At 61.4% G+C, this 13,070-nt stretch carries 13 protein-coding genes and 1 pseudogene; 8 read left to right on the plus strand and 6 right to left on the minus strand.

Translation table 11 applies throughout. The features are described 5' to 3' along the window. Positions 1–41 precede the first annotated feature (41 nt). From WDM24_RS23745 to plsY, 3 genes are all read left to right on the plus strand, one after another. Positions 42–995 carry an aspartate carbamoyltransferase catalytic subunit gene (locus WDM24_RS23745; protein ID WP_166294423.1) on the plus strand — a complete coding sequence of 318 codons (954 nt, stop codon included), beginning with the start codon at positions 42–44 and terminating at the stop codon, positions 993–995. Positions 996–999: 4 nt separating this feature from the next. Next, complete coding sequence (locus tag WDM24_RS23750; protein WP_338827213.1) at positions 1,000–2,301, plus strand: dihydroorotase; 1,302 nt, start codon at positions 1,000–1,002, stop codon at positions 2,299–2,301. Positions 2,302–2,634: 333 nt separating this feature from the next. Next, a complete protein-coding gene (plsY, locus tag WDM24_RS23755; protein WP_029081054.1) occupies positions 2,635–3,231 on the plus strand; it encodes a glycerol-3-phosphate 1-O-acyltransferase PlsY in 597 nt (198 codons plus the stop codon). Between the two features lie 13 nt (positions 3,232–3,244). Here the strand turns inward: plsY and WDM24_RS23760 are convergent, their stop codons facing one another. Beyond that, positions 3,245–4,483: an amidase gene (locus WDM24_RS23760; protein WP_338827215.1), complete on the minus strand. Its 1,239-nt coding sequence runs from the start codon at positions 4,481–4,483 to the stop codon at positions 3,245–3,247. A gap of 102 nt (positions 4,484–4,585) precedes the next feature. On the opposite strand from WDM24_RS23760, the gene WDM24_RS23765 reads away from it, so the two are divergent. After that, positions 4,586–4,720: a hypothetical protein gene (locus WDM24_RS23765; RefSeq protein WP_338827217.1), complete on the plus strand. Its 135-nt coding sequence runs from the start codon at positions 4,586–4,588 to the stop codon at positions 4,718–4,720. Positions 4,721–4,999: 279 nt separating this feature from the next. Here WDM24_RS23765 and WDM24_RS23770 read toward each other — a convergent pair whose 3' ends face one another. Continuing rightward, positions 5,000–5,242: a DUF6471 domain-containing protein gene (locus WDM24_RS23770; RefSeq protein ID WP_338827219.1), complete on the minus strand. Its 243-nt coding sequence runs from the start codon at positions 5,240–5,242 to the stop codon at positions 5,000–5,002. A gap of 272 nt (positions 5,243–5,514) precedes the next feature. Between WDM24_RS23770 and WDM24_RS23775 the strand changes: the two genes are divergently transcribed. Further along, positions 5,515–6,461, plus strand: a protein-coding gene (locus WDM24_RS23775) for an IS630 family transposase (protein ID WP_166081867.1) whose coding sequence is annotated in 2 segments (ribosomal slippage) — positions 5,515–5,854 and positions 5,854–6,461 — 948 coding nt in all. Because the reading frame shifts where the segments join, the coding sequence is not laid out codon by codon here. A 66-nt stretch (positions 6,462–6,527) separates the two neighbouring features. Further along, positions 6,528–6,854 (plus strand): hypothetical protein, encoded by a 327-nt coding sequence (locus tag WDM24_RS23780; protein WP_338827221.1) that lies wholly within the window; start codon positions 6,528–6,530, stop codon positions 6,852–6,854. Here the strand turns inward: WDM24_RS23780 and WDM24_RS23785 are convergent. The 4 genes from WDM24_RS23785 to WDM24_RS23800 all read right to left on the minus strand — a co-directional run bounded on the left by WDM24_RS23785 (position 6,851) and on the right by WDM24_RS23800 (position 10,785). Further along, complete coding sequence (locus WDM24_RS23785) at positions 6,851–7,198, minus strand: hypothetical protein (RefSeq protein WP_338827222.1); 348 nt, start codon at positions 7,196–7,198, stop codon at positions 6,851–6,853. The genes WDM24_RS23780 and WDM24_RS23785 overlap by 4 nt on opposite strands. 274 nt (positions 7,199–7,472) lie before the next feature. After that, a protein-coding gene (locus WDM24_RS23790; RefSeq protein ID WP_166081867.1) for an IS630 family transposase occupies positions 7,473–8,419 on the minus strand; the annotation gives its coding sequence in 2 pieces (ribosomal slippage) (positions 7,473–8,080 and positions 8,080–8,419; 948 coding nt in all). A gap of 107 nt (positions 8,420–8,526) precedes the next feature. Further along, positions 8,527–9,473, minus strand: a protein-coding gene (locus WDM24_RS23795; protein ID WP_166081867.1) for an IS630 family transposase whose coding sequence is annotated in 2 segments (ribosomal slippage) — positions 8,527–9,134 and positions 9,134–9,473 — 948 coding nt in all. Because the reading frame shifts where the segments join, the coding sequence is not laid out codon by codon here. A gap of 331 nt (positions 9,474–9,804) precedes the next feature. Continuing rightward, positions 9,805–10,785: an IS1595 family transposase gene (locus tag WDM24_RS23800; protein WP_338827223.1), complete on the minus strand. Its 981-nt coding sequence runs from the start codon at positions 10,783–10,785 to the stop codon at positions 9,805–9,807. 177 nt (positions 10,786–10,962) lie between these two features. On the opposite strand from WDM24_RS23800, the gene WDM24_RS23805 reads away from it, so the two are divergent. Both WDM24_RS23805 and dprA read left to right on the plus strand, forming a co-directional pair. Beyond that, positions 10,963–11,811, plus strand: a complete 849-nt coding sequence (locus WDM24_RS23805) for a hypothetical protein (protein ID WP_338827224.1) — start codon at positions 10,963–10,965, stop codon at positions 11,809–11,811. A 95-nt stretch (positions 11,812–11,906) separates the two neighbouring features. Beyond that, positions 11,907–12,938 (plus strand): annotated as a pseudogene (gene dprA, locus WDM24_RS23810) (DNA-processing protein DprA); the annotation flags it as partial. Positions 12,939–13,070 lie beyond the last annotated feature (132 nt).

Genomic DNA, 13,070 nt, shown 5'->3' on the forward strand with positions numbered 1-13,070 from the left:
GCTTGCCCCACCGGCCATCCGCGCCTATAGCTCTCGCTTTAATGACCCCATCATTGAAATCGACTTTTGTCCTCGGTCACCGGCATCTGCTGGGCATCGAAGGGCTTTCCGCTGACGACATCACCGGCCTGCTCGACCTCTCCGAGGAGTATGTCGAGCTCAACCGCCAGGTCGACAAGAAGCGCGCCAGCCTGCGCGGCCGCACCCAGGTCAATCTGTTCTTCGAGGCGTCGACCCGGACCCAGTCCTCGTTCGAGATCGCTGGAAAACGCCTCGGCGCCGACGTCATGAACATGTCGGTGTCATCGATGTCGACCCGCAAGGGCGAGACCTTGATGGACACTGCGGTGACGCTGAACGCGATGCACCCCGACATCCTAGTGGTGCGCCACCACGCCTCCGGCGCGGTCGAACTGCTGGCGCGCAAGGTTGACGGTTCCGTGATCAATGCCGGCGACGGCGCCCACGAGCACCCGACGCAGGCGCTGCTGGATGCGCTGACCATCCGCCGCAACAAGGGCCGGCTCGAGGGGCTGACGATCGCGATCTGCGGCGACGTGCTGCATTCGCGTGTGGCGCGTTCCAACATCTTCCTGCTCAACACCATGGGCGCGCGCGTCCGCGTGGTGGCCCCCTCCACGCTGCTGCCGCCCGGCATCGAGCGGATGGGCGTCGAGGTCGCGCGCGACATGCGCGAGGGACTGAACGGCGCCGACATCGTGATGATGCTGCGGCTGCAGCGCGAGCGCATGAACGGCTCCTTCGTGCCGTCGACGGGCGAGTATTTCCACTATTTCGGCCTCGACCAGAAGAAGCTCGGTTACGCCAAGCCGGACGCGCTGGTGATGCATCCGGGCCCGATGAATCGCGGCGTCGAGATCGACACCTTCGTCGCCGACGGCGCGCAGTCGCTGATCCGTGAACAAGTTGAAATGGGTGTGGCAGTGCGCATGGCGGTGCTCGAAGCGCTCGCCCGCAACCTGCCGAACGCGTGACGCCATGCTGACTGACCGCCGCCCCATCCTGCTCGCCAACGCCCGCGTCATCGATCCCTCCCGCGACTTCGACGGTCCGGGCGATGTCCTGATCGCCGACGGCGTGATCCGTGACGCCAAGCGCGGCATCGGCGCCGCCGGCGTCCCCGAAGGCACCGACATCGTCAATTGCGCCGGCAAGATCGTGGCCCCCGGCCTGATCGACATGCGCGCCTTCGTCGGCGAACCCGGCGCCAGCCATCGCGAGACCTTTGCCTCCGCGAGCCAAGCCGCGGCCGCCGGCGGTATCACCACCATCATCTGCCAGCCCGACACCTCGCCGGTGATCGATAATTCCGCGACCGTCGACTTCGTGCTACGCCGCGCCCGCGACACCGCGATCGTCAACATCCATCCGATGGCGGCCCTTACCAAGGGCATGCAGGGCCTGGAAATGACCGAGATCGGCCTGCTCAAGGCCGCCGGTGCGGTCGCCTTCACGGACTGCGACCGCAGCGTCACCAACGCCCAGGTGATGCGGCGCGCGCTGACCTATGCGCGCGATTTCGACGCGCTGATCGTGCATCACACCGAGGACCCGAACCTGGTGGGCGAAGGCGTCATGAACGAGGGCGAATTCGCGACCCGGCTCGGGCTTGCCGGAATTCCAACCGCCGCCGAGTCGATCATGCTCGAGCGCGACATGCGGCTGGCAGGGTTGACCGGCGGCCGCTATCACGCGGCCTCGCTGACCTCGACCGAGTCGCTGGAGATCCTCAAGCGCGCCCGCGACTCCGGCTACAACGTTTCGGCCTCGGTCTCGATCAACCACGTGACCTTGAACGAAAATGATATCGGGCCCTACCGCACCTTCCTCAAGCTGTCGCCGCCGCTGCGCACCGAGGACGACCGCAGGGCATTGGTCGCGGCGCTGGCCTCGGGGCTGATCGACGTCGTGATGAGCGATCACAATCCGCAGGACGTCGAGGTCAAGCGGTTGCCGTTCGCGGAAGCGGCGAGCGGCGCAGTCGGCCTGCAGACCATGCTGCCGGCGGCGCTCAGGCTGATCCACAATGGCGAGATGGATTTCAAGACGCTGATCCGGGCGATGTCGACCCGGCCGGCGGAACTGCTCGGCCTACCCGGCGGCACGCTGCGCGCTGGCGCCCCTGCCGACGTCATCGTGATCGACGCCGAAACGCCCTGGGTGCTCGACCGCGACGATCTCAAATCGCTGTGCAAGAATACGCCGTTCGACGACGCCCGCTTCTCCGGCCGCGTGACGCGGACCATCGTCGGCGGACGGACCGTGTACGAGCACGTCTAAAGCCAAAGCGTTTTCGAGCGAAGTGGATACCGGTTCGCGTGAAGAAAACGCGTCAAAACAAAAAATTAGAGCCCCGTTCCGATGCAATCGGAACGGAAAAGCTCTAAATTTGAATGGAACTCAACGCGCCGCGAGTTGCGACATCGCCTCCATCGTCGTTCCGACGACGATAGCTGCGACGTAAACGACAAAGAACAGCTGCTCCAGCCGCCTGCGAACAGAAGCCATGATAAGCTCCCTCATTTCCAAGGCCATGGTGCGGGTTGATGGTTAATATTTCATTGACGGAATTGGCCGAAATCGACCGGACCGGCCGTCCAGGGAACCACCGCGATGTCTGCTGACGCGATGCTGCTGCCCGCCTTCCTGATCGGCTATCTGCTCGGCTCGATCCCGTTCGGCATGGTGCTGACCAGGCTCGCCGGCACCCAGGATCTGCGCACGATCGGCTCGGGCAATATCGGCGCCACCAACGTGCTGCGCACCGGCCGCAAGGGCCTCGCTGCGGCGACGCTGATCGGCGACATGCTGAAGGGCACGGTCGCCGTCATCATCGCGGGCACCATCGACGGCCCGAACGCCGCGATGCTGGCGGCGCTCGGCGCGTTCCTCGGCCACCTGTTCCCGGTCTGGCTCAGGTTTCGCGGCGGCAAGGGCGTCGCCACCTATCTCGGCGTGCTGCTCGGGCTGTTCTGGCCAGCGGCGCTGATCTTCGCCGTGATCTGGCTCGGCACCGCCTACACCACGCGCTACTCGTCACTGTCGGCGCTGATCGCCGCGTTCGTGACGCCGCTGTTCCTGTGGTGGTTCGGCCACAACGCCCTCGCCTCGCTGTTCGCCGTGCTGACGCTGCTGTTGTTCTACACGCACCGCGAAAACATCCAGCGCCTGCAGGCCGGCACCGAAGGCAAGATCGGCGAGAAGAAGTGACGCAATCGCACCGCTACCGCTTCAACGCATCCTCGACAAAGCTCGCCGCCGCCAGCGCCTTGGCATCGCCGCCGAAGCCCGCGATCACGGTCACGCCGACCGGCAATCCGCCCTCGGCGATCAGCGTCGGCACGTTGACGCAGGGCACGCCCATCAACGTCCAGAGCCGGTTGTAACGGGGATCGCCGGTCGACGATAACCCCTCCGGCGCCGCGCCCGGCGCCGACAGCGTCAGCAGCACATCGACCTCGCCGAGGATAGTGGCCAGCGCCTGCCGCGCGCGCAGCGTGATGTCCATCGCCGCGTCGTACTCGGCGGGTGTGCCGCCCTTGCTCTCGTCGAGCCGGCCGCGCAATAGCGGCGGCATCGCATCGTAGTGCCGGCCATACTCCCAGGCGAACGACTGATGCGCCTCGAACTCCTGGACCACCGAATGGATCCGCCACGCCTCCGCGACGATGTCAGGCATTGCGAGCTCGCGAACGGTCGCCCCCGCCTGCTCCGCCGCCCGCGCCGCCTTCTGCAACGCCTCCGCGCCGGACGTTTCAGGTGCGCCGGCGAAAGCCTGCGTCACCACGCCGATGCGCGGAACAGCGACCGATGACGGCACGATCAGCTCAGGCCGCTTCGTCATCGCGGCCAGCCCCAGCGCGACATCGTGCACGCCGGCGCCGAACAGCCCGACGGTATCGAGCGTCCAGGAAAAGCATTTCACGCCGACGGTCGGCAGCAGCCGGTAGCTCGGCTTGATCGCGGCGACGCCGCAGAACGAGGCCGGCCGGATCACCGAGCCGCCGGTCTGCGTGCCCAATGCCAGCGGGATCATCCCGGCGGCGACCGCGGCGGCCGAGCCCGACGACGATCCGCCCGGCGTATGCGCGTGATTGTGCGGATTGAGGGTTGCAGTCGGATCGTTCGCGGCGAACGCCGTGGTCGTGGTCTTGCCGATGATGGTGGCGCCGGCCTGCTTCAGCGCCATCACGACAGGCGCATCGGCGCGCGGCTGATGGGCGCGATAGATCGCAGCCCCCATCTCGGTCGGGAAGTCGGCGGTATCGATGATGTCCTTGATGCCGACCGCAATACCGCGCAGCGGCCCGGCAGTCTGCGCCCGCGCCTTGTCGTCGTGGCGGACGAAGGCGCCGATGGTCTTTTCCAGCGCGCCGATCGCCTCCAGCGACTGGCCGATGGCAGCCTCGGGCGACAGCGCGCCCTGCTCGATACGCGCTTTGAGGTCGGCAAGTGAGATCATGGTCGGCTTCCCCGGAATTGGCGACCGCTTGTAGCGCGTCACGCCCACTGCGCCAATGTCGTGGTTGATCACAATCCCAGGTTGGGCGAAGCTACGCTCCACATGCATGACCGGACGCCCAGCGCTGTAAAACTCACCGACACCGAGCGGCTCAACCGCCTGCGGCTGATCCGCTCCGACAATGTCGGCCCGCGCGGTATTATGGCGCAAACGCCACAAGCGGTTTCAGCACCTTAGTCACGCCTCAGTTTGAAATTTCTTTCTGATATTGTGTTATCGCGCGTCGCAGTAATTCTCTGACAGCAGACGCTCTATTCGGAAGGCGCTCGCGGAACCAAAAGTCTTCAATCGCCTTCTTGTCGTCTTCCGACAATTCCACCTGAAGACGATAAGGGCGCTCTGTCCGCTTCATTCCTCGAAGTCCTCTCGCGTCGTTGCGAAGGCCTGCCGCTAGCATAAAATGCAGCAAAGCGCCAAAGGGTCCTCACAGTTTGGCGCTGATCAAGCTTGGGGCGCTCAAATCTCTTCTAATACCACCTGTTCGAGCTCTAGCGCCGCAACGCAGGCAAGAAAGAAGATCGCCGTAAACGATCCGCGTTTGAGTTTCATCGTGATCCCGGCCTCTGTCTCGTCCTTGAGGCCGTGTTTTTTCAACCGCTTGACCAACTCGGCATAGGTCACGTCGGCTTTCTTCATTTCCGCCTTGAGGAAGTCACTGGCGCGTCGGCCCCATTCCTCTTCCGCCTTGGGTAGGACCATGGCATCTCCTATCGATTCCGTGAGCTAACAAATATGATAGACCGGCATTGACTTCCGGTCAAACGGATCATATCCGTTAGCTATCATATTCGATAGGATGCGGCAATGCGCGGCAGACCGACGAAAGACCCCCACACCCGCCCGGCCATCAACACCCTTGAACGGCTCCATATGGAGCTAGAGCATTTTCCGACCGGAAAGAATCGGGTGGGGATTCCCAAAACGGCGCGAGTCAGATTCAAGCTGCATGCTGGCGAGGGAGGCCAGCATGTATGGCCAGGGCGCTTTCGGTTGATCTTCGCCAAAGGGTGGTAGCCGCGATTGACGGTGGCATGTCCTGTCGACAGGCTGCTGAGCGCTTTGGTGTCAGCGCGGCCAGTGCGATCCGCTGGCGCGGTCGCCTCAAGAAAGTTGGCGACATCGTTCCTAAACGCCAGGGCGGTGACCGCAAATCGCAGCGCATCGAAGCGCATTCGCAATTGATTCTGGAGGCGGTGACAGCGAGGCCGGATATCACGCTTGCCGAGTTGCGAGAACTGTTGAAACGTCGTGGAATATCGACTGGCATCGCGTCGCTCTGGCGTTTTTTCCAGCGCAGAAAGATCACACTTAAAAAAAGACAGCGCACGCCGCCGAGCAACGGCGCGGCGATATAAATGCCGCACGTGAGGAGTGGTTCGAAGGGCAAATCGACCTTGACCCTGAGCGTCTCGTCTTCATCGACGAAACCAGCGCCAACACCAAAATGGCGCGGCGTTACGGGCGCTCGCCACGCGGCGAGCGATGTCGTGCAGCTATCCCACACGGACATTGGAAGACGACGACGTTCACCGCTGGATTGCGCTCCGACGGTCTGATCGCGCCGCTTGTTCTGGACGGTCCAATGGATGGCGACGCTTTCCTGGCCTACGTCGAGCAATTGCTCGCCCCATCGCTGCGGCCGGGCGATACCGTTATCATGGACAACTTGCCCGCTCACAAGGTCCATGGCGTTCGAGAGGCCATCCAGGCGGTCGGAGCTAGCCTGCTCTATCTTCCGCCCTACAGTCCAGACTTCAACCCGATTGAAATGGCCTTCTCCAAACTGAAAGCGCTGTTGCGGGCCGCCGCAGCGCGCACCATGCCCGATCTCTGGCAAGCAATCGCCAACGCTCTCAAACGCTTCTCACCCGAGGAATGTCAAAATTATCTCGTCGCGGCTGGTTACGACGCAACGTGATCGGAAAACGCTCTAGGCGGGCAGATACTCGCGAACCGGCAACAGCACGACGCCCTCAGCGAGCAGATGCGGCACGTCGAGGCCGTCATCAAGATGCTGGACCCCACGTACAACTTGGGGCGGATCGCGGTGAAGCGGCGGAAGCCTAACCCGTGGTTCAAGCGCGGCACCCTCTACAGGCGTGCGCTGGACGTGCTTAGGACGGCCACGGAGCCGATGACGGCTCCCGAGATCGCGGCGGCCGTGCTGGCGGCTCACGGTGTACAGGGCGCCTCCAAGGAGGACACGCAGGGCATTGCGCTGGGGATACAGCACAGCCTCAAGAACCACGAGGGGAAAGGCGTCGCGCGCATTGGTGAAGCCAGCCCAGCGCGATGGCAACTAGCAGACTAGGCCGCCGCTAGGTCACGAATGTAATTTCTAACCGCAGCAGGACTCCGCTGATGAAGCCCCTGCTCGATAAGTTTCTTGTCGCTGTGTGATAGAGAAGAAATGGAATCTTCGATCATGCTGGATAATCGCTCGACCTCTTCTTTTGTCAAAGATTCGGCCGAACGACGCTCTAAATGAAGAGCGATCAATTGATCTTTATAAGCGCTCAAAAGATGTTCGTGAGCGCGCCTTTTGGCCCTCAAGGCCAGCATAGCCCCAGCGAACGCAAATAAAGAACCGATCACCGCAGCGCTACTAGAAACTATAGCTAGTCCCTTCAGAAGAAGGTCGAACGTGGGCTCCATGACACCCTCACTCCGGGAACGACCGGTCCAATGCAACGTGCCACCAAAATCTTTCGGCGGCATGAAGGCAAGCTACGCCAATAAGTAGAGTTCCAGCGTAAGCGTCCATCACATGACTGGCAAATTCGCTGTGAACCGTATCTAGTAGCAAAGAACTAATAAACAACAGAATGTATACCACACGAAATATCTCAGTTCCAGCAGTAAATATAAACGTAGCTGCTAGAATAGCAGCAGTAATAACCATGGTTTCCTTGTCTAGAGCGTTTTCCGATCACGTTGCGTCGTAACCAGCCGCGACGAGATAATTTTGACATTCCTCGGGTGAGAAGCGTTTGAGAGCGTTGGCGATTGCTTGCCAGAGATCGGGCATGGTGCGCGCTGCGGCGGCCCGCAACAGCGCTTTCAGTTTGGAGAAGGCCATTTCAATCGGGTTGAAGTCTGGACTGTAGGGCGGAAGATAGAGCAGGCTAGCTCCGACCGCCTGGATGGCCTCTCGAACGCCATGGACCTTGTGAGCGGGCAAGTTGTCCATGATAACGGTATCGCCCGGCCGCAGCGATGGGGCGAGCAATTGCTCGACGTAGGCCAGGAAAGCGTCGCCATCCATTGGACCGTCCAGAACAAGCGGCGCGATCAGACCGTCGGAGCGCAATCCAGCGGTGAACGTCGTCGTCTTCCAATGTCCGTGTGGGATAGCTGCACGACATCGCTCGCCGCGTGGCGAGCGCCCGTAACGCCGCGCCATTTTGGTGTTGGCGCTGGTTTCGTCGATGAAGACGAGACGCTCAGGGTCAAGGTCGATTTGCCCTTCGAACCACTCCTCACGTGCGGCATTTATATCGCCGCGCCGTTGCTCGGCGGCGTGCGCTGTCTTTTTTTAAGTGTGATCTTTCTGCGCTGGAAAAAACGCCAGAGCGACGCGATGCCAGTCGATATTCCACGACGTTTCAACAGTTCTCGCAACTCGGCAAGCGTGATATCCGGCCTCGCTGTCACCGCCTCCAGAATCAATTGCGAATGCGCTTCGATGCGCTGCGATTTGCGGTCACCGCCCTGGCGTTTAGGAACGATGTCGCCAACTTTCTTGAGGCGACCGCGCCAGCGGATCGCACTGGCCGCGCTGACACCAAAGCGCTCAGCAGCCTGTCGACAGGACATGCCACCGTCAATCGCGGCTACCACCCTTTGGCGAAGATCAACCGAAAGCGCCCTGGCCATACATGCTGGCCTCCCTCGCCAGCATGCAGCTTGAATCTGACTCGCGCCGTTTTGGGAATCCCCACCCGATTCTTTCCGGTCGGAAAATGCTCTAGAGCGTTTTCCGATCACGTTGCGTCGTAACCAGCCGCGACGAGATAATTTTGACATTCCTCGGGTGAGAAGCGTTTGAGAGCGTTGGCGATTGCTTGCCAGAGATCGGGCATGGTGCGCGCTGCGGCGGCCCGCAACAGCGCTTTCAGTTTGGAGAAGGCCATTTCAATCGGGTTGAAGTCTGGACTGTAGGGCGGAAGATAGAGCAGGCTAGCTCCGACCGCCTGGATGGCCTCTCGAACGCCATGGACCTTGTGAGCGGGCAAGTTGTCCATGATAACGGTATCGCCCGGCCGCAGCGATGGGGCGAGCAATTGCTCGACGTAGGCCAGGAAAGCGTCGCCATCCATTGGACCGTCCAGAACAAGCGGCGCGATCAGACCGTCGGAGCGCAATCCAGCGGTGAACGTCGTCGTCTTCCAATGTCCGTGTGGGATAGCTGCACGACATCGCTCGCCGCGTGGCGAGCGCCCGTAACGCCGCGCCATTTTGGTGTTGGCGCTGGTTTCGTCGATGAAGACGAGACGCTCAGGGTCAAGGTCGATTTGCCCTTCGAACCACTCCTCACGTGCGGCATTTATATCGCCGCGCCGTTGCTCGGCGGCGTGCGCTGTCTTTTTTTAAGTGTGATCTTTCTGCGCTGGAAAAAACGCCAGAGCGACGCGATGCCAGTCGATATTCCACGACGTTTCAACAGTTCTCGCAACTCGGCAAGCGTGATATCCGGCCTCGCTGTCACCGCCTCCAGAATCAATTGCGAATGCGCTTCGATGCGCTGCGATTTGCGGTCACCGCCCTGGCGTTTAGGAACGATGTCGCCAACTTTCTTGAGGCGACCGCGCCAGCGGATCGCACTGGCCGCGCTGACACCAAAGCGCTCAGCAGCCTGTCGACAGGACATGCCACCGTCAATCGCGGCTACCACCCTTTGGCGAAGATCAACCGAAAGCGCCCTGGCCATACATGCTGGCCTCCCTCGCCAGCATGCAGCTTGAATCTGACTCGCGCCGTTTTGGGAATCCCCACCCGATTCTTTCCGGTCGGAAAATGCTCTAGCTTTCCGTCCCGTAGCCCTCCTATCACTATTGGAAGGCAGGGCAGCAGAAGAGTAGCCAAGATACTCATCATCCATGTGCCGATTTTGTTCAAAGAACCGTAGCCAATCCTTATAACGTTCCAACAAAATCTCGCGGGCCTTTGTACTATCCATTCAATCATAAGCGGCGGTCGCTCGACTCGATTGCAAAAAACATCAGTCACAACCGCGACAATCAGACGCGCGATGGCACCTGTCAAGTTTGGTGCCGCTGCCAGTAGCCAGTGAAGTCCACGGACTTGCCGCGCTTCATCGCCAGCGCCGCAATGCGGTTCACCTGATCCCCATTCGAGACTCGGCGATTGTCCTCACGCCATGAGGACTCCTGCGCGTAGCGAAGCAGGTAAGCGCCAGCAATATGATGGTGGATACCGATCTCAGCACGGCGCAAACGGCTGAAATACTCCTCCGCCTGATTAGTGCACGCGCCATCCAAGGAGTAAGCTTCTTGGTGGTTGATTCGTTTCATTTCAAAACGTTCGTGTAAACCATCCCAAGAAGCGGCTTCGTCGGCATGAACGACAGTCCCCTTCGCAATGCGAGCACGGATGAAAGCGGCGGCTTGGCTTTCAGAGCCAAACACTGCTGGCACAGAATTTCCGCCGCGCTCACGGACGACGACGACGACCTTCCGTTTCCCATTTTGATTGCGGGCGTATCGGCGGTCGCGGCGATATTCTTTCTGGTTTGCTGGCTTTACGTAACCGCCAAAATAACCGCCATCCACCTCAGCCGTTTTGCCTTCGCCACCGATGACGCGGCCCTTCAATTCCTCCGCCATTGCCTCGCGCAGCTTGTGTAGGAGGACGAACGCGGACTTGTAGGACAGACCCAGGTCGCGGCTGAGCGCCAGCGCGGACTTGCCCTTCACCTCGTTGCAGAACACCGCGATGGCCGCCAGATAGCCGCGCAGGGGCAGCTTGTGGCTGGCGAACAGAGTGCCGCTGGTGATGGTGAAGTCCTTCTTGCAGCCCTTGCAGCGGAAGCGCAGGGAGCCGTTCGGACGGCGCGCTTCGTAAGCCTCTACGGAGCCGCAGGAAGGGCATACGGGAGCGCCAGCGGTATCGGCCCAACGGATAGCCTTGAAGGCCGTCTCGGCTTCCGCGTCAGTCATGCGGAAGACCTGAGCTAGGCTCAGGGTCTTTGCCGCTTTGCTGAGGAGGAAGTGTTGGGACACAGCGTTACCTAACGAATACGATAGGTAACGAATATGATAGCTTTGGCCTTAGGTCAAGAAATCTATCGTTTTCGATAGGTCACGAATTCGTTAGGTGCAATGCGGCGATACCCTTTAGGTGTATTGCAGCCTTGGAACCCCAATAGGTAGTATTGGGGTATTTCAGGGGGCATTCAAATGAGGAAATGGTGGATCGTATGGCCGCTATACGCCGGCCTGATGGGGTTTGCGCTTGGCGCGTGCTTCTTCTTCGGCATGTACGGACGCAACGTGACGGAAGGCACCATAGCTGCCCAGCACGAACATGAGGCCGCCAACGAAGCAGCCAAGTCCAAGAAGGAAGAAGCCGACGAAGCTCTCGCGAACTATACGCTTTGGCTGATGGTCTTTACCGGCGTCTTGGCGTTCGCCACGGTTGGATTGGGCATCGCCACCATGTTCCTCTACGCCACCGGCGAGAAGCAATTCAGATTTGCCATACGATCCGGCGTTCGCCAGTTCCGCGATATGCAGGCTTCGATAGGGATTTCCCGAAAATCCGCCAATGCCGCCACCGCTTCGGTCGAACACGCTGAAAAAACCGCTCAATTGCAGCTCAGGGCCTATATCGGAGTCAGCGAGGTTCGAATCTACCACGCCAACGGCGAGTGGCAGCCGAACATTCAGATTAGCTACCGGAATTACGGACAAACGCCCGCCCATGCCCTTGGAAGTGGCGTCAACTATTTCTTTCATTTCCGTGGAGAGCCAAGCTTCTGGCCCGTGAAAATTGGCCAACGGCCCCTTTATCTCGCCCCGTCTCAAGAAAAAACGATATCGATCCTGATACCGCAATTCCAATGGGAGCCTCATAAGGAGGCTCTCGCTAAGAAAAGCGTCGGCTTCTTCATATTTGGCGAAATCCATTACATCGACGTCTTTGGAGAAGACCGATGGACCAAATTCAGGCTCCAACTTGATCCAGATGAGGATGGGATCAAGGAAGACGGCTTCATATTTTGCGCCGAAGGTAACGACGCTAACTAGGGCTGCGGCTATCAGTAACCCACACATCGTCCATTCCCTTCAAATGGACGGTATTCGACGCGAAGTGCGCTTGTGGCGTTTGCGCCATAATACCGGGCCCGCGCACCTTTGCATCGCTGCTCCGCCATTTTGGCGATGCGGCGCATGCGCTGGAGCGTCTGCCGGATCTGGCGCGCCGCGGCGGCGCGTCGGGGCCCGGGCGCATCACGAGCGAGGCCGACGCGGCTGCCGAGCTCGCGGCCTGCGCGAGGCACGGCATTGATCTCGTCGCGCCGGAGGAAGCGCATTATCCGGCGCGGCTTGCCACCATCGACGACGCGCCGCCGCTGCTTGCCGTGCGCGGCGCAAGGGACACGTTGATGCGGCCGATGATCGCGATCGTCGGCTCGCGCAATGCCTCCGGCGCCGGGCTGAAATTTGCAGGCACTCTCGCGCGCGATCTCGGCGACGCCGGCTTTGTCGTGATCTCCGGCCTCGCTCGCGGCATCGATCAGGCGGCGCATCGCGCGACCGTTGCGAGCGGCACGGTCGCGGTGCTCGCTGGCGGCCACGACAGGATCTACCCGCCGGAGCATGAGGATCTGCTGGCCGCCCTGCTCGAGCGCGGCGCGGCGATTTCGGAGATGCCGCTCGGCCATGTGCCGCGGGCGCGCGACTTTCCGCGCCGCAACCGGCTGATCTCGGGCGCATCGCTCGGCGTCGTGGTGGTGGAGGCCGCGCATCGCTCGGGCTCGCTGATCACGGCGCGGATGGCCGCCGAACAGGGCCGCGAGGTGTTCGCGGTGCCGGGCTCGCCGATCGATCCGCGCGCCGCCGGCGCCAACGATTTGATCAAGCAGGGCGCCACGCTGGTCACCGAAGCCGCCGACGTCATCAGCGCGGTGACGCCGATCATGGAACGCCCCGTCATGCTTGGCGCGCGCGAGGAGGATGAGCCGCTGGACTTCGCCACCGATGCGCCCGATCGCGCCCGCATCATCAATCTGCTCGGTCCGAGCCCGATCAGCCTCGACGATCTGATCCGGATGGCCGATGTCTCGCCCGCTGTCGTCCGCGCGGTGCTGCTGGAGCTGGAGCTTGCCGGCAGGCTCGAGCGTCACGGCGGCGGGCTGGTGTCGATGATCTAGAAATTAAGAGCGCACGCCCCGTGGCGCCGCACCTCTCCCCGTCATCCTGAGGAGCGGCTTCTTGGCCGCGTCTCGAAGGATGCACGGCCCCGCTGGTGGCCGTCGACCCTTCGAGACGCGCTTCGCGCTCCT

Origin of the sequence: Bradyrhizobium sp. 27S5, assembly GCF_037217225.1 — a bacterium.
GTDB classification, from domain to species: Bacteria; Pseudomonadota; Alphaproteobacteria; order Rhizobiales; family Xanthobacteraceae; genus Bradyrhizobium; species Bradyrhizobium septentrionale.